General features: G+C 70.6%; 18 protein-coding genes and 2 pseudogenes. 5 read left to right on the top strand and 15 right to left on the bottom strand.

Going from position 1 to position 24,114, the window contains the following annotated elements:
- Window positions 1-161: 161 nt before the first annotated feature.
- The 4 genes from BLW57_RS39105 to BLW57_RS42790 form a co-directional block, all read right to left on the bottom strand.
- Window positions 162-1,223 carry an LAETG motif-containing sortase-dependent surface protein gene (locus tag BLW57_RS39105; protein WP_093480358.1) on the bottom strand — a complete coding sequence of 354 codons (1,062 nt, stop codon included), beginning with the start codon at window positions 1,221-1,223 and terminating at the stop codon, window positions 162-164.
- 271 nt (window positions 1,224-1,494) lie between these two features.
- The gene (locus BLW57_RS39100) at window positions 1,495-2,241 is read right to left on the bottom strand and encodes an MBL fold metallo-hydrolase (protein ID WP_093480357.1); all 747 of its coding nucleotides are present in this window, start codon (window positions 2,239-2,241) and stop codon (window positions 1,495-1,497) included.
- Window positions 2,242-2,349: 108 nt separating this feature from the next.
- Entirely contained in the window at window positions 2,350-3,327 is a 978-nt protein-coding gene (locus BLW57_RS39095) for a GlxA family transcriptional regulator (protein WP_093480356.1), read from the bottom strand.
- A 581-nt stretch (window positions 3,328-3,908) separates the two neighbouring features.
- Window positions 3,909-4,142, bottom strand: coding sequence for a hypothetical protein (locus tag BLW57_RS42790; protein ID WP_256339766.1), 234 nt, complete (start codon window positions 4,140-4,142; stop codon window positions 3,909-3,911).
- Between BLW57_RS42790 and BLW57_RS39090 the strand changes: the two genes are divergently transcribed.
- Window positions 4,122-4,427 carry a DUF4232 domain-containing protein gene (locus BLW57_RS39090; protein ID WP_256339765.1) on the top strand — a complete coding sequence of 102 codons (306 nt, stop codon included), beginning with the start codon at window positions 4,122-4,124 and terminating at the stop codon, window positions 4,425-4,427. The two genes, BLW57_RS42790 and BLW57_RS39090, sit on opposite strands and share 21 nt — an antisense overlap.
- Here the strand turns inward: BLW57_RS39090 and BLW57_RS39085 are convergent.
- Complete coding sequence (locus BLW57_RS39085) at window positions 4,355-4,588, bottom strand: hypothetical protein (RefSeq protein WP_256339764.1); 234 nt, start codon at window positions 4,586-4,588, stop codon at window positions 4,355-4,357. The two genes, BLW57_RS39090 and BLW57_RS39085, sit on opposite strands and share 73 nt — an antisense overlap.
- A gap of 449 nt (window positions 4,589-5,037) precedes the next feature.
- Window positions 5,038-5,631: a TetR/AcrR family transcriptional regulator gene (locus BLW57_RS39080; protein WP_093480355.1), complete on the bottom strand. Its 594-nt coding sequence runs from the start codon at window positions 5,629-5,631 to the stop codon at window positions 5,038-5,040.
- A gap of 258 nt (window positions 5,632-5,889) precedes the next feature.
- On the opposite strand from BLW57_RS39080, the gene BLW57_RS39075 reads away from it, so the two are divergent.
- A complete protein-coding gene (locus tag BLW57_RS39075; protein ID WP_093480354.1) occupies window positions 5,890-7,035 on the top strand; it encodes an FAD-dependent oxidoreductase in 1,146 nt (381 codons plus the stop codon).
- A gap of 66 nt (window positions 7,036-7,101) precedes the next feature.
- Here the strand turns inward: BLW57_RS39075 and BLW57_RS39070 are convergent.
- From BLW57_RS39070 to BLW57_RS39055, 4 genes and pseudogenes are all read right to left on the bottom strand, one after another.
- Window positions 7,102-7,754: pseudogene (locus BLW57_RS39070) on the bottom strand (IS5 family transposase); the annotation flags it as partial.
- 354 nt (window positions 7,755-8,108) lie between these two features.
- A complete protein-coding gene (locus tag BLW57_RS39065; RefSeq protein ID WP_093480353.1) occupies window positions 8,109-8,771 on the bottom strand; it encodes a hypothetical protein in 663 nt (220 codons plus the stop codon).
- Window positions 8,772-8,856: 85 nt separating this feature from the next.
- Window positions 8,857-9,075, bottom strand: a complete 219-nt coding sequence (locus BLW57_RS39060; RefSeq protein ID WP_256339763.1) for a hypothetical protein — start codon at window positions 9,073-9,075, stop codon at window positions 8,857-8,859.
- A 167-nt stretch (window positions 9,076-9,242) separates the two neighbouring features.
- Complete coding sequence (locus tag BLW57_RS39055; RefSeq protein WP_093480352.1) at window positions 9,243-10,109, bottom strand: hypothetical protein; 867 nt, start codon at window positions 10,107-10,109, stop codon at window positions 9,243-9,245.
- A 340-nt stretch (window positions 10,110-10,449) separates the two neighbouring features.
- On the opposite strand from BLW57_RS39055, the gene BLW57_RS39050 reads away from it, so the two are divergent.
- The 3 genes and pseudogenes from BLW57_RS39050 to BLW57_RS39040 all read left to right on the top strand — a co-directional run bounded on the left by BLW57_RS39050 (window position 10,450) and on the right by BLW57_RS39040 (window position 13,335).
- The gene (locus BLW57_RS39050; protein ID WP_093480351.1) at window positions 10,450-11,886 is read left to right on the top strand and encodes an FG-GAP repeat protein; all 1,437 of its coding nucleotides are present in this window, start codon (window positions 10,450-10,452) and stop codon (window positions 11,884-11,886) included.
- Between the two features lie 323 nt (window positions 11,887-12,209).
- On the top strand, window positions 12,210-12,608 hold the full coding sequence (locus BLW57_RS39045; protein WP_093480350.1) for a gas vesicle structural protein GvpA: 399 nt from the start codon (window positions 12,210-12,212) through the stop codon (window positions 12,606-12,608).
- Window positions 12,609-12,611: 3 nt separating this feature from the next.
- Window positions 12,612-13,335, top strand: a pseudogene (locus BLW57_RS39040) (GvpL/GvpF family gas vesicle protein).
- A gap of 172 nt (window positions 13,336-13,507) precedes the next feature.
- On the opposite strand, the gene BLW57_RS39035 reads toward BLW57_RS39040, so the two are convergent.
- The 5 genes from BLW57_RS39035 to BLW57_RS39015 are packed head-to-tail and all read right to left on the bottom strand — an operon-like array spanning window position 13,508 to window position 24,109.
- Entirely contained in the window at window positions 13,508-14,719 is a 1,212-nt protein-coding gene (locus BLW57_RS39035; protein ID WP_093480349.1) for an ATP-grasp domain-containing protein, read from the bottom strand.
- A complete protein-coding gene (locus BLW57_RS39030) occupies window positions 14,716-17,514 on the bottom strand; it encodes a non-ribosomal peptide synthetase (protein WP_093480348.1) in 2,799 nt (932 codons plus the stop codon). The genes BLW57_RS39035 and BLW57_RS39030 overlap by 4 nt, the downstream gene beginning before the upstream one ends.
- A 16-nt stretch (window positions 17,515-17,530) precedes the next feature.
- The gene (locus BLW57_RS39025; RefSeq protein ID WP_093480347.1) at window positions 17,531-18,382 is read right to left on the bottom strand and encodes an SDR family oxidoreductase; all 852 of its coding nucleotides are present in this window, start codon (window positions 18,380-18,382) and stop codon (window positions 17,531-17,533) included.
- Complete coding sequence (locus BLW57_RS39020; RefSeq protein ID WP_093480346.1) at window positions 18,379-19,092, bottom strand: thioesterase II family protein; 714 nt, start codon at window positions 19,090-19,092, stop codon at window positions 18,379-18,381. Before BLW57_RS39020 ends, BLW57_RS39025 begins: the two co-directional genes overlap by 4 nt.
- Before the next feature lies 1 nt (window position 19,093).
- Window positions 19,094-24,109 carry a non-ribosomal peptide synthetase gene (locus BLW57_RS39015; protein ID WP_093480345.1) on the bottom strand — a complete coding sequence of 1,672 codons (5,016 nt, stop codon included), beginning with the start codon at window positions 24,107-24,109 and terminating at the stop codon, window positions 19,094-19,096.
- Window positions 24,110-24,114 lie beyond the last annotated feature (5 nt).

The following is a 24,114-nucleotide window of genomic DNA, read 5'->3' as shown; positions in this document are numbered from 1 at the left end:
CCTGGGGCAACCAGCCGCCAGGACCCGCCATCCCACCACCGCGGAGGTGTTCACCCAACGGTGAGTAACAAGCCTCCACGCAGACACAGCACAGCGCCGAGTCCGCGCGGCCTGTTGGCGGCGAACACAGCCTACGCGTTCAGCCGGTGAGCCACTCCATGTCAGGCTACGGCGCCCTGGTCTGCGGACTTGCGTCGGCGCACCGCGAACACCGCACCCCCTCCGAGGACGACGGCGGCGCCTCCGGCCAGAGCGATCACGGGCAGTACAGAGCTGGAGCCGGTCTGGGCGAGGTGTCCCTGGGGCTCGATCTTGGTGTTGCCGGAAGGCTGGTGCTTGGGCAGTGGCTTCTTGCCGCCCTGCGGCTTGGCGTCACCGGGGTCACCGGGCGTCGCGCCGGCCTTGAGGATGTCGAACTCGTAGAAGCTGTCGTCACCGGAGAAGACGCAGTTGCCCTCGTCATCGGCGTACATACCGATGCTGATGGCGTAGCCCAGGCCGGCCGGCGCTTTGACGTCGACGGCCAGGCGCATGTCGATGGAGAAGGACTCGTGAGCCTTCACGTCGGTGTAGCCGAGGTAGCCGGCGCCCTCGTCGTTCTCGTCCAGGGAGATGCCGACCCAGTGGCCCGAGGACGGGTCCTTGTACTGCAGCGTGAGGTGGCTGGTGTCGATGAAGTAGTCCTTCTCGTTCATCTGGGCGGCGAACACGCCCAGGTCGACGCGCTGGTAGGCCCGACCACCGGTGTTGTTCACGTTCAGCTGGAATGCGTGGAAGCCGCTGCCCGCGACGATCTTCGACGGCAGGCCGGAGAGACCGGTGTGCAGATCCTTGTCGATCTGGACCTTGTCCTCGCCCTCGTTGCACTCGAACGGGCCACCCGACGCGGACGCCGAGGGAGTGGCGGACACGGAAGCGGACGCGGATGCGGATGCGGGTGCGCTGGACGAGGACTGCGCGGCAGCGGGAAGGTTCTCGTCGGCCGTCGGCGGGGTGTCCTCGGAGGCGGGAGTCGTCTCCTCGCCGGCCGCAGTGGTGTCCTCGGCAGCCGGGGTGGTGTCCTCGGCGGCGGGCGTGGACTGCTCTTCCGTGGGAGCCGTCTCACTGACGGCCGGGGAAGCGGTGTCGTCGTCCGCGGCATAGGCGGCCGAGGCCGTCAACAGGACAGCCGGAGCCAGAGCGGCTGTCGCGGCGGCGAGAGCCAGAGACCGGCGAAGCTTCATGCGAACCTCATGAACGTGAGTGGCTGAAAGAGTACGCATTGACGACCAGCCATGGCCGGAGATGGTTGTCTGAAATGCACACCACAAATATGTGGTGTGCATCACATCGACTGATGCCAGGGCGACGGAGCCCGGACATGGACCCTCACGCCCGAGGCTGACGACCGGCACGACCTCCGCCTCTCCCCTCTCTGTGTGGGCGCGCCACAGGCGGCTCGCGCGGCTGTCGGCCGCCGGGGGCCCGTTCGAGTGCGGGGACGCCATGGGGGCGTTACTCGCCGCGGGTAGGGAGGCGTTCTGCGGCGTCGAGTCGTGCGAGGCGGCCGAGTTCTTTCTCGGCCCACCGCCGGACCCGGCCGGGGTCGAGCGGGGTGCCGTGGCCGACGTGCAGGCTGATGGGGTTGAGGGCGAGCATCTCGTGGAGGCTGGCGAGGTTCTGCCGGGGGTCGTCGTGGAAGGGCGGGTTGGCGGGCCTGCCGGGGATGAGGCCCATGAAGGAGCCTGCGATCAGGTCACCGGCGACGAGGTCTCCGTCGTCGGTGAGGACGGAGACCGATCCGGCGGTGTGGCCGGGGGTGGGCATGATGCGCGCTGCGAGCCCGAAGTCCTCCAGATCCGTCTCGCCGCGGATGAGCACGGCGGGGTCGACGGGCTCGGCCCGAACGTGGAGCTTCCGGTTGCGTGCCATGAGGCGGCCCATCGGGCCGGTGGGCAGGTACGGTTCGCGGGCCCGGCCGGAGCGGTACGGCCCGAGGTCGGCGACATGTCCGGCGACGGGTGCGCCGGTGAGCCGGTGCAGTTCGGCCGCGGAGCCGAAGTGGTCGATGTGGCCGTGGGTGATGACGATCAGCGTGACGTCGGCGGGATCGACGCCGTGAGCGGTGATCTGGTCCAGGATCTTCCGACCGCTGCCGGGGGTGCCGGCGTCGACGATGACGGGCCTGCGGCCGAGCAGCAGGTAGGCGTTGATGTTGTGGCGGCCCATGACCGGGATGGGGACGACCTTCGTGCGGGACATGGCTTTCCTCCGAAGTGGGCTGGTCGATGCCCTGCCGTACGGGCATGGTGAAGCTCGGCCGGTGCGCTGACGAGGCCCCGGCCGGCAGGTGGGTGGTGTGGGGGTGGATCAGAAGCGGCGGCGGTACTCGGCTGGGGTGGTGCCCAGCCGCCGTCGGAAGACGCGGTGCAGCGTCTCCACGGAGCCGAGGCCGCTGGCGGCGGCGACCTCCGGCAGGCTCCGGTCGCTGTCCTCCAGCAGTCGGCGGGCGGCCTCCAACCTGACCGCTTCCACGTATGCGGCCGGTGTCGTCGAGGTCCGCTGCTGGAACAGCCGGCTGAAGTGGCGCACGCTCAGATGCGTGCGCGCCGCCAGCGCTTCGAGGGAGAGGTCGTCGGTGAGGTGTTCGGCGATCCACATCCGCAGTTCGTCGATCCGGTCGTCCTCTGAGTTCTGGACGGACAGTGGCACGCTGAACTGGCTCTGGCCGCCGGAGCGTTTGACGTACATCACCATCATTCGGGCGGTCGCGAGCGCTAGGTCCTGGCCGTGGTCCTCGGCGACCATGGCCAGCGCCATGTCCATTCCGGAGGTGACGCCGGCGCATGTCCACACCTGCCCGTCCCGGATGAAGATCGGATCGGGGTCGACCCGCACACCGGGGTGCTCGGCGGCCAGTCTCGCCGCGGTGAGCCAGTGCGTCGTGGCCGGCCGGCCCTCCAGCAGCCCGGCGGCGGCCAGCAGGTGCGCTCCCGCGCAGATCGATCCGATCCGCCGGGCCCGGAAAGCCCCGTGGCGAAGCCAGTGCGTGACCGCGCGGTCTGTCACCGGCTCCACACCGCCGTCGTCGGCCAACTCGATCGCCCCCGCCACCAGCAGGGTGTCCACCGGACCGGCCACGTCGTCGAGGGTCAGATCAGCCATCAACCGGACGCCGCTGGACGTGACCACCGGGCCGCCGTCGGCCGTCGCGATCTGCACGAGGTAGGCGGCCCCGTCGGCTTCAGCGACCCGGGAGGCGACGGAGAACACCTCGGCCGGGCCGGTGACATCCAGTAGCTCGGTCCCGGGGAAGGCGACGATCACAACGCGGTGCGGTGGGGGCATGACCTGATCATTCCGCCCGGCTGGACATGGCCGCAATGACCAGGATCTGTCACATCAGGCCATGGACGAGAGGACGCCCCGCCCCACCAGCGCCGCGTCTCCCCACCGGTGAGACCCGGTCCGGCGACTCCTGAGGTGCCTTCCAGTGCGTGACCTTGTCGATCCGCACGCCGGTGCCGTCGGGGGCGCGGAGGGTGTCACGGGAATTCAAGTCGCGGGCGTCGGTCCTTCGTCCCGTGATCTTCGTTGCGGTCTCGACCCACGGCCCGCCCGGCGCCGCTGCGGCGCTACACGAACGGACGGCGAGTCCGATCGTCCGTACGCCACAGCGGCGCCGAGGATCCCCCAGAAACGTGACAGGTGCTCCTGCTCCGACAGCCCGTCGAGCTGAGTCGCGCCAGGCGGCGGCACCGGTGCGCCGACCATCGCCGCTGCTGGACCCTCGACCACGGGCCGGACCATGCGAGTCACAGCACTGCCCATCCATCGGTACGGAAGCCATGCGGGCAGTGCTGTGTCTCCGTTTATGCGCAGTCAGTCGATGTGCTGGAGAGGGTGTCGCATCACCGGCCGACCAGCCGTCAGAAGTCGTACGGCTTCTCGGTGTTCCAGTTCAGCACGTCGGGCTCATTCCAGCTGAACTGCGGCTTCTGACCCTTGGTGTCGACGGAGCAGAAGGGGCCGGTGCGGCCGTCCGAGCCACGCAGCGCGACGGCGAACGACTGCGCCGTGTGGTGGTTCGGATCGTGAGCAAGAGCACGACGGTCGGCGCCCAGCAGTGCCGAGGAGACGAGATGCTGGTCACCGCGGTGCACCGGTTCGCCGGACAGCCGGGCGACCACCTGCTGGTCACCGCGTCGAACGAGGGCACCAAGCCCTGGTGGGTCACCTCGTACCCGGCCATGAAGCTCGGCGACGACGTCGACGGCCCCGCACTGCCGCACTCGAAGAAGGACAACCCGGGCGGCGACAAGCGCATCACGCTCCTGCCCGGAGGCAAGGTGTACAGCGCGGTGAACCTCTTCGACTACGCGCGCGCCCCCTGCTTGGTGGCGCCGCGGCTGCCGGCCTGCTCCGCGCTGCCCGTGCCGCCTCCGTGAAGCGCGGACCGGCTCTGCGCGGTACCAGCGGCGTCGTCGCCGCCCGCCGCCTTCGAGCCGTGGTCGGCGCCGCCGCAGGCGGTCAGGCCCAGCGCGAGCGCGGCGGTGGCGGCGGCCAGAGCGGCGGAACGGGCGGTACGACGGGCACGATGCGCGTTCATGATGAAGCTCCCCCATGGTCTGCCAGGAGGCGACACCTCCCCCAGGGCCTCCAGCTGCTGCGGAACAGGGAACGCGACGGGGCGCTCCCACCCTCCCGCAGAACGGGTCGCCGGCGGTCCCGCCGCGTACGCGACCCCATGGCGCCATCGACGGTGGAGCCGACCGGCACCAGCCACTCGATGTCACCCTCCGCTTTCGCCCCGTACCGTCCGCCGCCCACGTGCGGAAACGCGTGGGCGGCGCGGCTCACGACCCGTAACACAGAGGCACCTCCGGCCGGGCCGTCCCGTACGGAACGTGCACACGATCCCGCTCAGAATCCTGCGGTCGTCCAGCCGCTTCTGGTCCCCGTCACGACCAATGAGGTGCTCCCTGCTCGGGAATGAGGGGATGTCAGTTCTCATTGCCGGGCCGAGGGGTGGCTGCTGGCCGCAACGCGTGGTGGGGGCTACGGCGCAGACGGCTTGCCGGGCGGTTCCCAGCCGTGTGTGAGGATGTCGAAGATTGCCTCGACGGCGGCTCGGCGGTCCTGCCGACCGCGAGCGAGGGCCGGGATGTCGAGTACGAATCGAGCAAGAGCCACACATGCGAGGTCGTCGTGGTCCACACCGACCTCGTCGGCGATGGCTGCGCTGAGGCTGTCGGTGTACCTCGTCCACATGCGTTCGGCGTACGCGCGCAGCACCGGCGTGGAGTCCACCAGGTGGGTGAACTCGGCCGCCTGAGGATGTGCCTCGATCGAGGGCCAGGTGTCGAGGACGTGCTGTCGGAGGGCGTCGAGGATGCTCTGACCGGAGGGTCGCTCCCGCACCGCGGCGATCAGCTCTGACTCCCGGTCCTGGTCCTGGTCGAACACCAGCGCTTCCTTGCCGCTGAAGTGCTTGAACACCGTGGCGGTCGATACGTCGGCGGCGTCGGCGATGTCACGGATGCCTACTTGATCGTAGCCACGTTCCAGAAAGAGCTGCAGTGCGGCGTCGGCGATCGCCTGCCGGGTGGCCGCTTTCTTGCGGTCGCGGCGGCTGACGGGGGGCACGGTCATGACTGGAGCGTATCCGATAGTCGAACCCCTCACTAAGTAGAGTCGTTGCACTTTTATGCTTGTTCTGTTTTTATGGGGTTGTTGGCAGCTGAGCGGCACGTCCTGACCGGCATGGTCATCGTCTGCACCGCCCTGCCCGTCGCCGTCCCGTCCATCAGGGGGCGCTCGAGGCACGTCCATGACCGAGGGCGACGCCGGAATGCCCTGCCCCGCTCTGTTCGCCCGATGACTCCTGTTCGCCGACCGGAAGGAACAACCATGAACTCCCCAGAGCCCGCCGACGCCAGCATCAGCATCATCGGTGCCGGACCCGGCGGACTGACCTGCGCTCGCATCCTCCAGCAGCGCGGCATCGCGGTCACCGTCTACGATCGCGACCCGGGCCCCGACGCCCGCAACCAGGGCGGCACCCTGGACCTGCACGCCGACAACGGCCAGGTCGCCCTGCGCGAAGCCGGCCTGCTCGACGAGTTCTTCGCCCTCGCCCGTCCCGAAGGGCAGGAAATGCGCCAGCTGGACCCGACCGGCGCGATCACGTCCCATCAAGTCCCGGCGCCCGACGAGCTCTTCAAACCGGAAATCGACCGCGGCCAACTGCGCAACCTCCTGCTCGACTCCGTGCAGCCGGGAACCGTGCACTGGGGCCGCGCCCTCGACACGATCAGCGGACCCGCCGACGGGCCGCGGCAATTGCACTTCGCCGACGGCACTAGCATCGAGACCGATCTGGTCATCGGCGCCGACGGCGCTTTCTCCCGGGTACGCCCTGCCGTGTCCCCCGCCGTCCCCGAGTACACCGGGGTCAGCTTCCTGGAAGCACGGTTCTCCGACGTCGAGAACCGACACCCCGAGATTGCCGAGCTGGTCGGTTCGGGCAGCGCCCACGCAGCCGACGGCGAACGCGGCCTGTTCGCCCAGCGCAACAGCGGAAACCACATCCGCGTCTACATCATTCAACGCGTCCCGGCCGACTGGATCGGCATCAAGGGGCTGACCGCCGAGGACACCGACGGCATCCGCGCCGTGCTACGCGACGAGTACGCCCACTGGTCGCCCCGCATGCGCCAGATGATCACCGAAAACGACGGCCCCTACATCCACCGCCCGATCCTCGCTCTCCCTGTCCCGCACAGCTGGGACCACAACGCGACGGTGACCCTGCTCGGCGACGCCGCCCACCTCATGCCCCCGCTCGGCGTCGGCGTCAACCTCGCCATGCTCGACGCCTGCGAACTCGCCCTCGCCCTCACGAACGCCGCCACCGTCGACGACGCCATCCGCACCTACGAGAAGACCATGCTCCCCCGCTCCACTGAGACGGCCAAGGCCCTCGAACACGCCGCCGAACACCTGCTGTCCGCCGACGCACCCGACTTCGGCGGCGACAACGACACCCAGCCCTAGGACTGGGATCAGAACGAGGTCTTCAGCCGGGGCCAGCAGATGACGGCGCAGCCCAAGGTGACGAAGGCGGTAGACCCCGAGACCGGAGCCGTGTTCGGTGCCGCGCCGGGCGATGACCGGCGTGATCTCGAACCTGCGGACCCGGTCACCGTAAACGTCGTGGTCGTAGCCGCGGTCGGCGTGGACGCGCTTCGGGCGGCACAGCGGTTGGCCGCTCCTGCCACGGATCGACGGAACGGCCTGGATCAGCGGGATCAGCCCGGTGACGTCATTGCGGTTTCCCCCGGTCAGAGTCACCGCCAGAGGGATGCCGTGCGCCTCGACAATCACGTGGTGCTTGCTGCCGATCTCGCCAGGCGGTCCACTGGGGAACGTCCGGTGGCCAGCCCGCCCTTCATCGCGCGCACATGCGAGGAGTCGCCGGCGGCCCGGGAGAAGTCCAGCATCCCGGCCGCCCGCAGTTCGGCGAGCAGCAGCTCATACAAACGCTGCCAGACCCCGGCCTCGTTCCAGTCCCGCAGCCGCCGCCAGCAGGTCATCCCCGAGCCGAAGCCGAGCTCTTGTGGCAGATGCCGCCACGGGATGCCGGAGTACAGCACGAACAAGATCCCGCACAGCACCCGGCGTTCATCGATCCGCCCACGCCCCGGCTACCGGAAGCGCCGCTCGACCACCGGCAGCAGCGGTTCGATCCGCTCCCACGGACCGCCCTCGACCAGCCACGGCTTGCTCCCACCACGCGTCTCGGCCGCACCCACCCCTGTCTGGCGGGTGACAACGTCAACTGACACCCCGTCATCCCCGAGTGGCGAGCGCCTCATTCTGATCCTAGTCCTGAGTGCGCTGGGCGGCAGCGCGTGGTGGATGCCGTCGATCGTCCGCCGGTCCTGCGACGCCATGCCCGCTCCGCATGCGTGCACGGGAAAGGTGAGTCGACACCCCGCGCGTACGCCCGCAGGTGCGCAGGCGTCCGTCATGGGGGGATGGCGGCCGCGGCCTTCAATGCCCGCCCGTACCCCATGCTGCGGCGTGTGTGCTGGCCGCAATGCCCTCAGCGCAGAGGCATTGCCGTTCTACCGACCGGGAGCACCGTCCTCACCGTCGATCTCGTAGATGCGCCCTTGAAGCCGTTCGCCGGCCCAGTCCAGCCCGACGCCCAGGTCGAACCAGTGCCGATCCTTTCGGGCTTCGGGCGCCGAGAGGTTCACCGCTGCCCAGGAGAACACTCCCAGGAGGACGGAACGCCCGTGCTGCGTTGTGCGCACGGACAACGCAAACGGTGCGGCGAGTGCCGCGCGGGTGACCAGCATGAGAGATTCGTCCTCACGATGTCGACGTCCGCCCGTGAGATACCGGGGTGTTTCGAGGATCTTGACCCACTCGACCACTGCGTCTGCCACTTGTGCGCGCAAGGATTCTTCGATGCCCTTCCGGACCGCGGTCGCGGGGTCATCGCCGAGCCAGCCGAGCCAGTGGTCGGGATCGGTGAGCCTGCTGAAGTCGTCCTGGGGCACTCCGTGACGAGGGTTCTCCTGGTACTCACCTGTCAGTTTGCCGCTGTCGTCCACCAGCCATGCGCCGCGGATTGCTTCGGGTGGTACGTAGCCGTTCGGGTCGTCGATGTACGTCGGGTCGATCTCGGCGACACTGCCTCCGGGATTCTCGGCAGCCGCAGCAAGTAGTGCCGGCTCATTCGGTATGCCTTTATGTCGGTTTCGCGAGCCAAAGAGTCCCATGTTCCCACCCCCGCCGTTGCCCGTGCAGTTGACCGAGATTCTGCCGTACCTTTCGCGGCCTCGGTGGAGTGCCTGGCGGGTGTGCTCAGGGCCTGAGCCCGTCCTGCTGCACGTCGAAGCAGACCAGGCCCATCGACTCCGCCACGGCTGTCGCATAGTCGGATGCTTCCTCGGCCCTGCTCCAGCGCATCGCGAGGTAGATGAGGGGATCACTGGCCTCGTCGATCAACGGGCCGGTCGCCCAGGGAGAGGAGTCGCCCTCGTCCTCGGTGATGTCACACCACCGTTCAAGAAGCGTGGCCACCAAGGCTGCGGTCTTCCCGGCCGGAGGGTATTCCAGCTCGCCGTCGATGTAGCGGTCGGTGAAGACCCGACCGGCGGTCTTGAAGGACGCGCCCGCCGGACGCGTGTCACGGCGGGCGGGTCAAGGGGTGGGATTCGTATCAGTGCAGTCAGCTGATGCCGCTGGAATCAGGACTTGGAGAGTCTGACCGCCGAGTCCTGCTGTCCGGTGTCGGCGCTCACCGGACAGTCCCCGTCGTTTGCCCGGGCCCTGCTGCGCACGGTCGCGGGGCCGGGTTGGAAGGAGATGCCTGGCTCCTGGCCGGTGAGGCTGACAGACCATGGGATGGGCGAGCCCGGGGTGCAGGCCACGGTTGTCTCGTATGTTGCGCTCGGTGTGCCCTTCTTCTGGATCTGAAAGACCTGGCCGACGACAGAGACGGACGCGGGCTTGTTGCAGTTCACGGTGCCACCGACGGTGATTCGGCCCTCCGGGACGGCCACCGGGCCTTCGGTGCCGACGTTCATCCCCATGGCGAGTACGACCGGAGGCTCGGGCATGACCGCGTGAACCGCACCGCGCAGAGGCACCGTTGATCCGTTGCAGTACTGCTCGAAGGTGGCGTCAAGCTCGTGGACGTAGCCGTAGGGGCCGAACGCGATGTGTTCGATGGTGAACGAGCCGGAGCTGGTATTGCACCATTTCTCGGTTCCGCCATCGGTCCCGCTGAACGTGAGCTCCGGATCCGCCGGTTGGGCGTCGGGCCATTGTCTCGTCCCGGTGTAGGTGGTGCCCTCCGTCAGCTGCTCGCCATCGGGCGCGGCGATGTTGAGACGCCAGAGCGTGCGTTGCCCCGCGTCCATGGCGACGGTGAGGCTGTTCTCGTCCGTGCTGCCCTGGACGTCGAACATCTGGACCGCTCCGGATGTGTACTCGTACGACCGGCCTCCCGAAATGGGCTCACCTGGCTCGCCGTTGAAGCTCAGCGTTCCCCACGTCGCGCTGTAGGCGTGCGCGGTCTCCGCCAGTGGCGCGGCCATGAGCGCAAGCGTCATGGCCGCGACAGCACTCCCTGTCCGGACCAGCAGGCGCTTCGGCTTTGCACTGTCAGATGGGGCAAGCGCCGGTCCAGGCCGCTAGGAGTGGCTCGGGCGTGTTTCAGCGAGGCAGTCGTGCCCGATACCCCAGCGCAGTTCCGCGGACGCGCTCAGGTTTCCGGCCACGTGTCGTCGCCACCGCTTCCCTCCACGGGATCCCTTGGGCACGGCAGCCATCGAAGCCGGTGGCCATCCTGCGGACGTACGACCACCTTCACACAACCCTTCGTACACCTCGGGAGTCACATCTCCGCGAACCCTCGCCCTCATTGCCCCCTTCGACTACAGGAGTTCCCCCGTGCGTGCACGCACCCTGGCCGCCACCGCCGCCGCAGCGGCCCTCACCGCTGCCGGTCTGACCCTGCCGCTCGCCGGGAGCGCCGCGGCCGCGGCGACTCCGCGGTTCGACTTCAACGGCGACGGATACACGGACATCGCCGTCGGCATGCCCGACGCCACGGTGGACGGCAAGGCCAAGGCCGGCTACATCAGCGTGATCTATGGCGGCCCGCAGAGCCCGAGCCAGTCCACCGGCGTCATCAGCCAGGCTGAGGCCGGCGTACCCGGCACGCCCGAGGCGGGCGACCGCTTCGGGTCCTCCGTGGCACCCGTCGACGTGGACGGCGACGGCGTCTTCGAACTCGTCGTCGGGGCGAGCGGGGAGTCACTCACCTCCGACCAGGGCAAGGACGAGGGCACCATCACCGTCCTGGACGGCTCGGGGTGGGACGTCAAGGGCACCGTCGTGGCCAGGGGCGCGGGCGCGTTCAGCAGCATCGGCCGCACCGTCGCCACGGGCGACTACGACGGCGATGGCGACACCGACCTGGCGTACGGCGAGAACGGCGAGGAGAGCGGTTCGCTCCGGTTCCGCCCGGGCCCGCTCACCGCGGCCCGCGTGACCGCCACCACCCTGCGCCGCTACAGCATGGGCGGCGCCACTCGCGACCTGGTCACCGGCGACTTCGACGGCGACGGTCGGGACGACCTCGCCGCCACCTGGCAGGGCATGGAGGACTCCGGCACCTTCATCACGCGGTGGGACCACCAGGCCAAGCCGGCTCAGTGGTTCGCCGACGCCGACCGGGGAAGCTCGCTCGCCGCCGCCGACTTCGACCGGGACGGCACGGACGACCTCGTGGTCGGCCTCGTACAGCCCAACCCCGAGGCGGACACTACGCATTGCGAGGACCGACTCGGTGGTGCTGTGCTCCTGCTCAAGGGCTCGAAGACCGCAGGCTTCGGCACTGGTGGCGAATGCATCACGCAGTCGAACCCTGAGGTCGGCGGCGCCGCCGAGGAGGGCGACGACTTCGGCGCCGCGCTGGCCGCGGGTGACCTGAACGGCGATGGCCGTCCGGAACTGGTGGTCGGCGTGCCCGGCGAGGACGTGGGCACCGTCAAGGACGCGGGCGGGTACGTCACCGTGAACGGCACGGAGCACGGCCTCTACGGCGGTCTGGCACGCAGCCAGAGCACCCCGAACATGCCCGGCACTGCGGAGGCCGGCGACCGCTTCGGCGCCCAGGTGGCCGTCGGCGATTACAACCGCGACGGTCTGTGGGACACCGCGGTGAGCGCGCCCGGGGAGAACGCCGGTGAGCCCAGGTCGGGTGGCGTCTGGTTCGTGCCGAGCAGCACCGACGAGACGTACCCGCTGGGCAAGTCGCTGACCCCGTTCGGCTTCGCGCTGCCCCACGGGGCCATCAAGTACGGCGAGGTGCTGGGGCTTTAGACGCCGATTCGAGCGTGCCGCCAGGGCCGGCGGCGCAACGTGCTGCATGCGGTCTCCCCCCTGACCCGAGCGGGCAGATCTGGTGCGAGACGGAGGGATCACGCTCTGTGATCGATCGCCGGAAGGACCGTGGCCCGAGGCGGCCTGTCACGCGTTGTGCCTGACCGCCTTCGGCCATCTCGCACCGGCGTTTGATCATGGGTGGTGGGGCTACTCGCCTCCGTAAGCGTCGTCACAGCGAGGGACAGCGAGATCGACGCGCTGCTGCCGACGGTGCCCGTCGGCGGGACCCCGCAGAGGCAGATGACAAGGGGTTGGTCGCGATGACCATGGTGACGCAGCAGGGCGGCGGGGGCGGCTCCAGCGGCCTCTATGACGTGCTGGAGCTCGTTCTCGACCGCGGCCTGGTGATCGACGCGTTCGTCCGGGTGTCCCTCGTCGGCATCGAGATACTCAAGATCGACGTCAGGGTCGTGGTCGCCAGTGTCGACACCTACCTCCGCTTCGCCGAGGCGTGCAACCGTCTCGACCTCGAAGCAGGGCCCCGCAAACCGGCCGGCCTCACCGAGCTCACCGGAAAACTCACCGAGTCCGGCGCCGGCGGCAAGACCAAGGGAGCACTCTCCGGCGCCGCCGATACGATCTCCGATGCCTTCAATCAGGCACGTGACGAGGGCCGGGAGCGCCAGGGCGAGCGGGCCGCGCGCAGGAGAGGGGAATGAGACATGGGCACCTATGTCTACGGGGACATCCGCGCTTCCCACTCCCCCCGTCCGCCAAGATCTTGAAGGCATCGGGGCCCCCGCGGCCGGTACGCATCATGCGTCAGGGCGAGCTCGCCGCGATCGTCAGTGACGCACCCGAGGAGCTGCGGCCCAAGCGCCGGGATCTGCTCGCCCACCTGCGTGTGCTGGACGAAGCCGCAGCGCAGGGCACGGCACTGCCGATGCGGTTCGGCAGCGTCTCCGTGGACGACGACACAGTGACTGCGGTCCTCGCCGAACAGGCGAACGGGCGGACACTTCCTCGAGCGTCTGCGGGCGCTGGACGGCACGGCGGAGTACAACGTCAGGGCCAACCATGACGAAGGCCGGCGGCGGCACGCAGGAGCAGAAGATGCGGCTCGGGCAGATGATCGCCGCCGCCGTGCAAGAACGCGAAGTGACCGACGCGGAGCCGCTGCACCAGGCGCCCGCACCACTGGCCGGGCACGTCAGCGCCGGAGCGCAGAGCACCGGCCGGCCGGCCGATCTCTCCTTCCTGGTGGACCGCCGGTCAGCGGAACGGTTCCTGGCCGGCATCCAGGAATTCCGCCAACGGCATCCGCACCTCGACCTGCGGGTCAACGGCCCGCTGCCGCCGTACAGCTTCGTCGACAGCCCCACCTCCGAGCAGACCGAAGGCCGCACCGCACAGGCATTTTGGACCACCGCCCAGCCGAACGGATGATGCCGGGCAGAGCTTCCGGGACACACATGTGGCGGGCCCGACGCCGTCTTCGGTCCTGCTGCGGCCTGCCTCGGTGAGCCCCGCCGGCCATGGGCCCCGGGGTCGGGCCCTGTGCCCGGACCCGTCGCCGACCAGCCGGTTCAGACCACCTCGCTGCGCCCCGCTCCGGACCTCACAACGTCCGCAGTACCTCCAGGGCGACGGCTTCGGCCGCCTTGTCGAGATCGGCACGGCACTGCTGTGCGCTCTCCCCCGCCACGGTGATCAGCGCGTAGCGGCCGGACACATGCCCGTTCGGGGGCAGTCTGAGCTCCTGGCCCGGCAGAGCGATCGCCTCCGCCGAGTCCACCGAGCCGGGCAGCGCGCCCGGCTCGACCCGCACTTCGCGCGCGATACAGTCCGCCTCCGGGTACAGGAACCGCACGGCAGCGACCCGGCGGTCTCGCGCCGTCAGCTCCGGTAGCCGCCCGCAGGCCACCTGGGCGGCGGTCCGTGCGGCGTCGACGCCGAGTGCGAGCCGGCCGATGTCGGGGATGCGGTCGCCGCCGATGCGGGCGTTGATCTCGACGATCCTGGGGCCGCGCGAGGTGAGCCGCAGCTCGGTGTGGGTCCAGCCCGTGGTGAAGCCCACGGCGGTGTGCGCCGCCTGGACCACCTCCAGCAGGCGGGGGTCCGACAGCAATGGGTCCCAGCCGTCGACCAGGTGGCCGGTCTCCTCGAAGTAGGGCGCGAATCCGCATTCCTTGCGGGCGACGAACGCCGGTGTCATACGGCCCTCTTGCCAGGCCGCGTCCACGCTGATCTCGGGTCCGTCCAGGTATTCCTCCACCAGGACGTCTCCGGGGGTCACCTCCACCGCCCCGGGCGCGGTGGCCGCTCGTGCGAGGCGGAAGGAGCGGGCCAGCGCGTCGGCCGACCCGACCTTCACCACGCCGGTACTGGCGTTCAGCGCACGGGGTTTGAGCACCAGCGGATAGCCGACCCGGGCCGCGGCGGCGCGCGCCTGCGGCAGCGACGTCACCAGGATCGACTCGGCCTGCGGCACCCCGGCACGGTCCAGGGCCTCGCGGGTGGCCCGTTTGTCGCGGCAGCGCAGGGCCGCCGCGGGCGGGGTGCCCGGCAGGCCGAGGGCGGCGGCCAGCCGGGCGGTCTGCACGACCCGGGTGTCGTCCCAGGTCAGCACACCTTCGCAGGGAAGCGCGCGGGCCGCTTCCCGCATCGCCGCGACGTCCGTGGTGTCCACCACCGTGTGTCCGCTCAGGTACGGCGTCTCCCAGGCCGGCTCCCGGTCGGCGAGCAGATGGATGTCGTACTCCTCGGCCACGGAGCGCAGCAGGTAGGCGCGGTAGGCCTGGGACCCGGCGCCGATCAGCAGCAGGGTCATGTGCGGGCTCCCGCCCCTTCGAGGACCGCGGTGAGGGCGCTCACGGTGCGGTGCAGATACAGCTGGGGCAGCGGGAACGTGGGCAGGCCCTGTTCCCGCATCGCCGCCAACAGCCGTACGCCGAGCAGGGAGTTGCCCCCGAGGGTGAAGAAGTCGTCGTCGGGCCCGACCCGGAAACCGAAGAGCTTCTCCCACACCGCGCGCAGCCGTGAGGCGAGGTCGTCACCGGCTGTCTCGGGCACGGCGGTGTCCTGGTCCGCGAGCGGCAGGGGCAGCCGGGCGGTGTCGACCTTGCCGTTGGGAGTCAGCGGCAGCGCAGACAGCGCGGTGAGGGTGGACGGCACCATGTGGTCCGGCAGGAAGCGGGCCGCGTGCCGCCGTACATCCTGGAGGTCGCCGGTGAGGGCGCCGTCGGCGCGGAAGACGACGTAGCCGTCCAGCCGGGCCCCCGCCGTGTCGCCGTCGGTGCCCTCGCGCAGCACCACGGCCGCCGCGTCGACCGCCGGCGCGTCCAGCAACCGGCTGCGGATCTCGTCCAGTTCTATGCGGAAGCCGCGCAGCTTCACCTGGTTGTCGAGTCGGCCGAGATGTTCCAGCCGGCCGTCGGGCAGCAGCCGGCCGCGGTCGCCGCTGCGGTACATGAGTCCGGGCGCGTGCGGGTCGGGCAGGAACCGCTGCTCGGTCAGTTCGGGGCGGTTGAGGTACCGGCCTGCCACGCCGCGGCCGCCGACGTAGATCTCGCCGGTGACGCCGGGCGGCAGTTCGCGGCCCTCGGGATCGAGGACGTAGACGTGCCAGCCGGGCAGGGGGCGGCCCACGGAACGGGAGCCGGTGATCGCCTCGTGGCGGGTGACGGTCTGTGCGGTGACGTGCACGGTGGTCTCGGTGATGCCGAACATGTTGACGAGCCGGCACTCCTCCTCGGGATGGCGGTCCTGCCAGAACCTGAGGGGGCGGGTGTCCAGGGGTTCGCCGCCGAAGACGACCAGGCGCACGGAGTCGGAGATCTGCTCGTCCCGGTCCACCTGCATCAGCTGGGCGAAGGCACTCGGGGTCTGACTGAGCACGGTGACCCGCTCGGCGGCGAGCAGCGCGGCGAACTGTGCCGGGTCCCGCGACGCCCAGTACGGTACGACGACGAGCCGGCCGCCGGTCAGCAGGCAGCCCCAGATCTCCCACACGGAGAAGTCGAACGCGCTGGAGTGGAAGAGCGTCCACACGTCATCGGTGCCGAGCCCGAAGTCGTCCTTGGTGGCGGCGAGCAGTGCGGCGACGTTGCGGTGCGGTACGACGACGCCCTTGGGGCGGCCGGTGGATCCAGAGGTGTAGATGACGTAGGCCGGGGCGTCGGCCGGCGCCTCGGCGGCTTCGTCCGGTTCCCCGTCGGCGGTGAGGGCGGCGGGCGGTACGAGCCGTACGTCGTCGGTGCGGGGGAACGCCTCGGATTCGGTGACCACCAGGCGTAGTGCCGCGTCCTCGGTGGTGAAGGCGAGCCGTTCGCCCGGATAGGCAGGGTCCATCGGGACGTAGGCGGCACCCGCCTTGAGTACGGCGAGCAGCACTACGACGAGGTCGAGGGAGCGGTCGAGGCAGACGCCGACCCGGTCGCCGGGGCGCACGCCCAGCTGCCGCAGCCCGGCGGCGCCTCTGGCCGCCTCCTGGTCGAGCTGCCGGTAGGTCAGGGTGCGGTCCCCGAAGGTGACGGCGGGCGCGTCGGGGGTGCGCCGTGCCCAGCCGCTCACGGTCTGCTCGATCCGCTCGATTCGCTCGTCGGGCACCTGAGCCGGGGGCTGAAGTCCGCCGAGCCGGGCCAGGGCGTGCCGCTGCGGCGCGTCGAGCAGGTCGAGGCCCGCGAGAGGGGTGTCGGGGTCGGCCGCGACGAGGGACCGGTGGGCGGTGGCGAGCATGCCGGTGAGCCAGCGCACCGTCTCGGCGCCGAAGGCGGAGCGGCGGTAGTGGCAAATTCCGGCGAGGACCGTGGAACCGTCGTCGGCGAGGTGCAGTGACAGGTGGTGCGGGGGTGCGAGGAAGGGCCGGACGACGGTGGTCTCGGCCTTGACGCCCTCACCGGTGAGCGGCTCGGGGGCGTCGGTGGTGAACAGACCGATGGCGGGGGCGGGTCCGGCTGCCGGGACGGCCCGCCTTACACGTTCGAGGTACTGGCCGACCGTGGGTTCCCCTGCGGTGCTGAGGGTGAGGGCGTGCTCCGGGTCCACGCCGAGCACCACCTCGTCGCGTCCGGTGCAGCGTGCCAGCACCAGGCCGAGTGCGGCCCGCAGGGTGAGCTCGGCGGCGAGGGCGCCGTCGGCGGGCACCGTGAAGGCGTGCTCGCCGGTGGCCGGGTCGCCGGCCGTGCCGAGTCCCCACTCGGGGGGCGCCGTCCGGTCGAGGGCGTTCAGTGCCGCCCGCAGCCGCTCGCCGTGCTCCGCCGCGTCCGTGTCGTCCGGCGCGGCGGCCGGCGGGGCCGCTTCGCCGAGCACCGCCCGGGCCAGGTCGTACGGGTCCGCCAGGACCGCGCGGTGGGCGACCACGACCAGGTCGGCCACCTGGTCGGTGTACCGCAGCAGGACGACGCGCAGACCGGGTCCGGTGTGCGGGTCGGCGGAGCGGGACAGTTCGCGTTCCCGGTGCAGGGCGGCGACCTCGCTGTCCGCGCCGCCCTGTACGTCCTCCACCCACAGCCGGGCACCGCTCACGGCGTGTGCCAGCGCGCGGCCGAGCCGGCGCGGGTCGGCCCCGGTGTGCACGCGCAGTGCCATCGACCGGCACAGCCGGTCCGTGTCGGTGTTGGTCATCGTGTTCCCTCCCCCGTCATCGGCTGGTGAATCCGCCGTCGACCGTCACGGTCGTACCCGTGACCTGGCGTGCGTCGTCGGAGCCGAGCCATACGGCCGCCCCCGCCACGTCCTCCGGCTCGATCAGCCGGTTCATGGGCTGAGCCGCCACGAAGGTCTCCTCGTGTTCCTCGACCGGCACCTCCAGGGACCGGGCGATCTCCGTGAGCATGCGGCCCTCGGCCGCGTCGTCGTCGCGCACCGAACCCGGGCACAGGGCGTTGACCCGCACCCCGTACGGCGCGAGGTCCAGGGCGGCCGCCTTGGTCAGACCGACGAGGGCGTGCTTGGCCGTGACGTAGCCGGCGAAGTGGCGGTAGCCGACCAGGCCGGCGGTGGAGGCGACGTTGATGACGCTGCCGGAGCGGCGACCGGTCATGGCGGCGCCCACGGACCGGATCATGCGCCAGGCGCCCGAGACGTCGATGTCGAGCATCAGGCCCCACTCGTCGGGCGCGATGTCGTGCACCGTCTTGCCCGAGGGGGCGGCGATGCCCGCGTTGTTCAGCAGGACGTCGATCCGGCCGAACCGGTCCAGAGCGGTGTCGGCCACCGTGCGCACGGCGTCCAGGTCCCGGACGTCCGCCTCCGCGGTGATCACCGTGATCCCGGGGCCCTGCTCACGGCAGAGCCGTGCGGTGTGGGCGAGTTGCCCGGGGGTGCCCAGGGGGTAGGGCACTCCGTCCAGGTCGTGGCCGATGTCGGTGAGCAGCAGGTCGGCCCCGGCCCGAGCGTACGCCAGCGCGCACGCCCGGCCGATGCCCCGGGCCGCGCCCGTGACGATCGCGGCCTTGCCGGCGAGGGCGCCGGTGGTGAGCACCGGGCTCATCGGAGCACTCCCGGCGCGGCGAGTTCGGCGTCCAGGAGCCGGACCAGGCCGACGGGCGAGTCCACCAGGTACATGTGTCCGCCGGGCAGTTCGACCTGGCGGCAGCCGGCCGTGGTGGACGCCTCCCACTCGGCTGCCTGCTCCTTGGAGACCAGTTCGTCGGTCTCCCCGCGCACCGAGACCACCGGGACCGTCAGCGGCTTCTGGGAGGGCGCCAGGTAGTTCTCGTGCATCTCGACGTCGGCGCGCAACGGCGGCAGCAACAGTTCCCGCAGGTCCGGGTGTTCGAGGGCGGGATGGGAGTAGCCGGCGAAGGCCCGGACCTGGCGCAGGAATTCGTCGTCGCTCAGGCCGGTGGCCCGGGTCTCCCGCCGGGTCCAGGGGCCGGGGGAGCCGGAGACGAACAGCTTGACCACCTCGGGCCGGCCGAGCGCGGCGATGCGGTGTGCCATCTCGTAGGCGAGGACCGCGCCGAGACTGTGTCCGAAGAGGGCCACGGCCGGGCTGCCCGCGACCTGGTCCAGCACGCCCGGCAGCAGGTCGTCCACCGCCGCGACCACGTCGGTGTACGGCTCCTCGCCGAACCGCTCCTCGCGGCCGGGCAGTTGGACGGGGGTGAGGAGGACGGTGTCGCTGCCGTACTCCTGGCAGCGGCGGAACGCCGAGGCGCCGGCGCCCGCGAAGGGGAAGCACAGAACGGGAATCCGCATGTCAGTTCTCCAGTTCGGCCGCGGACGCCCAGGCCCGTCGGATGAGTTCGCCGGTCTCGGCGGGGTTGCCCCGCACGAAGTAGTGGCCGCCCGAGGACAACCGCTGGAAGTCGACGTGGTCGGCCACGCGTTCCCAGCAGCGGAACGCGTCGGCGGCGTGGGTCAGCCCCTTGTCGTCGTCGGCGACGACGATCGTGACCGGCGCCTGGATCCGCCAGTCGGGCCCGCCGTCGGTCAGGCCGATGAAGTAGCGGTAGCCGCCGCACACGTCGTGCCGGAACAGACTGCCGGTGAACGAGGTGTACCGGGTGTCGAGACCGTCCAGCTCGCTGTAGCCGGTCTCCTCGACCATGTAGCGGATGATCTCGTCGTCGGTCCAGCTCTCGATCATCTCGATGGACTCCCGCATCTCCGACGCGAGCGGCAGCAGTTTGGAGCCGATGAAGACGTGCCGCAGGTCGAATCCGCGTTCCTCCAGTACCCGGGCCAGCTCGACGGTGACGGCGGCGCCGCCACAGTGGCCCCACAGGATGAGGGGCAGATCGGCCGTCGCCTCGATCCGCGCCACCGTCCGCTCGACCGTCTCGGTGACGTCGGTGAAGTCTCCCGGGCGGCTCGGGTTGTGCCCGGGCGGTTCGAGTCCGTACACCACCAGCGCGTCGGTGAGTTCGCCGATGGCGTCGGCGAGCGGTTTGAAGTTGACCGGGTGGCCGCAGGGGTAGGGCACGCAGACGACCGCGGCCCGGGCTCCGTCGGCGGTGGACGACAGCAGGTGCAGCAGTTCCTCCTCGTCGTCCTGTTCGCGGGTGTCGACGAGGGCGGCGAGGCCGGTCAGGCGGGGTACGCGGGTCAGGTCGGAGAGCGTGACCAGGCCGTCGAGCTCCAGGACCACGCGGAGCGCGGAGAGCGAGTTGCCGCCCAGGGCGAAGAAGTCGGCGTCGGCGCCGATCTCCTGCTCCGGCAGGCCGAGAACGCCGGCCCAGGCCGTACGGATGCGGGCGAGGGTGGCCGCGGAGGCCGTGCCCTCGGCCGGACCGCTCGTGCCGGACTCGGCGCGTGGCTCCGCGGGGGCGAGGCCCAGCAGTGCCGCGTCCTCGTCGGCGAGCAGCCGGCGCGCCTCGTGCGGGGCGTCCGGCTCACTCGTCATCGACTCCAGTACGCGGACGAAGTAGCCGCCGATCCGGTCGATCTGGTCCTCGTCGTAGAGGTGGGTGTGGTAATGCAGGCAGAGTTCGACCTCGTCGGTGAAGAAGTTGCGGGAGAACTCCGTCCGGAAGGGGAACTCCGTCTCCGAGTCCACGCGCATGCCCAGCAGGGAGAACTCGGGCAGTCGCCTGAGGTTCTTCAGCAGGTAGAAGTGCGTGAAGTTGAAGGTGGTCTCGAACAGGGTGCGCTGGGTGGCGAGGTCCTGCTTCATCTTGGCCATGGGGTAGCGGCGGTGGGGCAGCAGGTCCAGCTCGGCCTGGTAGACGCGGCGGACGAGGTCCGCCCAGGTGCCGCTCGCCACGTCCACCTGGAAGGGGACGGTGTTCAGGTGCAGGCCGAGCGTGGTCTCCGCGCCGGGCAGCTCGGGCCGGCCGCTGTGCTCGTAGCCGGTCATCACCGTGTCCTGGCCCGTGACCAGGCCGAGGACCTTCATGTGGGCGGCGAGCAGTACGTCCTTGAACGGCACGGACAGGGCGTCGGCGGTGGCCTCGACGCGCCGTGCGAGACCCGCGGGCAGCGGGACGTCGCGCAGGACGACGCTGAAGTCGTCGGTGTGCTCGGCGCCGGGCCGCGGCGGCACGCTCGCGGGACGCGGGTCCGCAAGCACCGAGCGCCAGAAGTCCTTCGACTCCGGTGACCGCAGGGCCTGTTGCTCCAGGCCGACGAAGTTGCGCAGGTGGTTGTCGACCGGGGGGCGGGAGGTGTCGCGGCCCTCACGGATCTGGTGGTACAGCTCGAACAGCTGGGTGTGCAGCAGGGAGATGGACCAGCCGTCCAGTGCCGAGTTGTGCTGGCTGACCGTGTAGCGGTAGTGGTCCTCGCCGAGCACCTGCACATGGAGGGTGACCAGGCCGCCCGCCTCCCACACGAATGCGCGGGACTTCTCGCGGGCCAGCCACGCCTCGTGCCAGGCCTCCTGTCCGGCCTCGTCGAGGTGGCGCAGGTCGTCGACGGTCAGGGGCGGCGGCACGTCGCGGTGGACGATCTGGAGGAACTCGCTGTAGCCGGTGAGGTGGTAGGTGGTGCGCAGGATCGGGTGCCGGCCGGTCAGTTGCCGGACGGCCTCGGTGAACGCCTCGGTGTCGAAGGCGCCGGTGATCGAGTAGCTCAGCACGTCGTGGTACTGGCCGAGGCCGCCGGTGATCTCGGTCTGGAAGATCAGGCCCGCCTGGAGCATGGACAGCGGGTAGGCGTCCTCCGCGTCCTCGGGCAGCAGGGCCCGATCGGCCTCGGAGATCAGCTCGAACGGCTGGAAGGCGCCGCGTGCCGCCACGTCCGCGACCACGTCACCGGTCGTGGCGTCACCGTCGATGGACTCGACGAGCTGGGCGATGGTCTGGTGCCGGAACAGTTGCTGGAAGGTGAAGTCGAGGCCCTTCGCACGGGATTTGGCGAGCACGGACACGAAATGGATCGAGTTGCCGCCCAGGGCGAAGAAGTTGTCGTGCACGCCGACCCGTGCGACACCGAGGACGTCCCGCCAGATGCCGGTGAGGGTCTCCTCGCGTTCGTCCCGCGGCGCCACATGGGCGGGTGCTTTCCTGCTCAGGGCTTCGGGAGTGCGCAGGTACGCCCGGTCCACTTTGCCGTTGGGCGTGAGCGGGAGCTGCTCCAGCTCCAGGACGCGGCCGGGGATCATGTACTCCGGCAGCTCCTGGCGGATGTGCTCCTTCAGAGCCGCCTCGCTCGCCTCGCCGTCCAGGACGACGAAGCCGCGCAGCGACGTCTGCCAGCCGTCGTCGACGGCGACTACCGCCGCGTCGCGCACCTGGTCGTGGGCGCGCAGTCGCTCCTCGATCTCGCCCGGCTCGACACGGAAGCCGCGCACCTTCACCTGGAGGTCGACGCGGCCCAGGTAGTCGAGCGTGCCGTCGGGCAGCAGGCGGGCCCGGTCCCCGGTGCGGTACAGCCGCTCCTCGCCGGTGGCGGCGCGTACGGCCGCGCCGGTGACGAACTTCTCCGCGGTCAGCTCGGGCCGCCCGAGGTAGCCGCGGGCCACGCCGGCGCCCCCGATGTGGAGTTCGCCGGGAACACCCACGGCGCTCCGGCGGCCTTCGGCGTCGAGTACGTACAGCCGGATGTTGTCGATGGGCCGGCCGATGGGCAGCCGGGCGAGGTGGCCGAGGCCGGCCACCGGCTGATGGGTGACGTCCACCGTCGCCTCGGTGGGTCCGTAGAGGTTGACGAGCCGGGCGCCGGAGACGAGTCCGGCGAACTTCTCGCTCTGGGTGGGGTTCAGTGCCTCGCCGCTGGTGAAGACCTGGCGCAGCGTGCCGAGTTCGGTGCCGTCGCCGAACCGGGCGAGATGTCCGAGGAACATGGTGAGCATCGAGGGCACGAAGTGCACGGTGGTGACGCGGTGCTTCTCGATCGCGGCGAGCAGCGCGGCGGGGTCCTTCTCGGCGCCGGGGGCGGGCAGCGCGAGGGCGGCTCCGGTGAAGGACCACCAGAACAGCTCCCAGACGGAGACGTCGAAGGAGACGGAGGTCTTCTGCAGCAGGACGTCACCGGGGCCCACCGGGTAGGCGCGCTGCATCCAGGTCAACCGGTTGACGGCGCTGCGGTGTTCCACCACGACACCCTTGGGACGCCCGGTCGAACCTGAGGTGTAGATGACGTAGGCGACGTCCCCGGCTGCGGCGGACGGTTCGAGGGGGCCGGCGTCTTCCGCGTAGGACGCCTCGTCGTCCAGGTCGATCCCGGGTGTGGCGCCGGCGGCGCCGGCGAAGCGGGCCTGGTGCAGGACGAGGCGGGCGGAGCTGTCGTCGAGCAGGTAGTCGATGCGCGAGCGGGGGTAGGTGGGGTCGACCGGCAGATAGGCCGCGCCCGCCTTCAGGACGGCGAGGATTCCCGCGATCAGCTCCGGGGAGCGGTCGGCGATCAGGGCGACGATCGCGCCCGGACCGATCCCGCGCTCGCGCAGGGTGCGGGCCAACCGGTCGGAGCGGGTGTCGAGTTCGGCGAAGCTGACGGTGGTGTCGTCCGTCAGGAGGGCCGGTGCGTCGGGGGTGCGGGCCGCCTGGGCGGTGAACAGGCCGTGCACGGTGGCGTCCTCGTCGAAGGGCTGCCGGGTGTCGTTGCTCGCCGCGAGGACGGCGTCGTCCTCGGCGGTGCACAGGTCGATCCGGTTCACCGGCAGGTCCGGCTCGGCCGTGGCGCGCTCCAGCAGCAGCGCGTACTGGGCGGCGGCGTACCGCATGGAGTCCTCGGCGAAGCGGTGGCGGTCGTAGTGGAGGCTCACCACCAGTTCGTCGTCCTCACGGGCGGCGACGAAGCGGGTGCCGCCACGGGTGCGCGGGCCGGGGTCGTGGAAGTCCGTCAGTTCCAGCGCGGTCTCGAAGACGTCGGATCGACCCAGTTGGGCGGCGAGGTCGGCCAGCGGGAAGTCCTGATGCTGTTCGGCCTCGCGTACGGCGGCCGAGACCCGGGACAGCAGTTCGCGCAGGGTGCCGTCGGGCCGGGCGCGCACCAGCAGCGGACCGCCCGCGAACTCGGGCGCGGCCCCGCGCGTCGGCTGGGCGACGGTCACCTCGTCCTGGCCGGTGTGGCGGCCCAGCAGGGCGACCAGCGCGGAGGCGAGGACGATGTGGAGCATGTCGGGCTTGCCGCGACTGATCCGGTCGAGCCGTTCGGTAAGGGCCGTACCGAGGCGGAGGACGTGGGTGCCGGTCTCCGGTTCGCGTCGGCCCTCGCGCGGCCGGAAGTCGGGGAGGAAGCCGGAGGGCTGCGCCAGCGCGGCCAGCTGGGATCGCCAGTGACCGTCCCGCGCGTGCGGTGCGGAGAGTGCTGCCTCGTGGTCGAGCGATTGCATGCGAT

This window comes from Streptomyces sp. 1222.5 (assembly GCF_900105245.1).
Lineage (GTDB): Bacteria > Actinomycetota > Actinomycetes > Streptomycetales > Streptomycetaceae > Streptomyces > Streptomyces albidocamelliae.
This window is presented reverse-complemented; position numbering and strand designations above follow the sequence as displayed.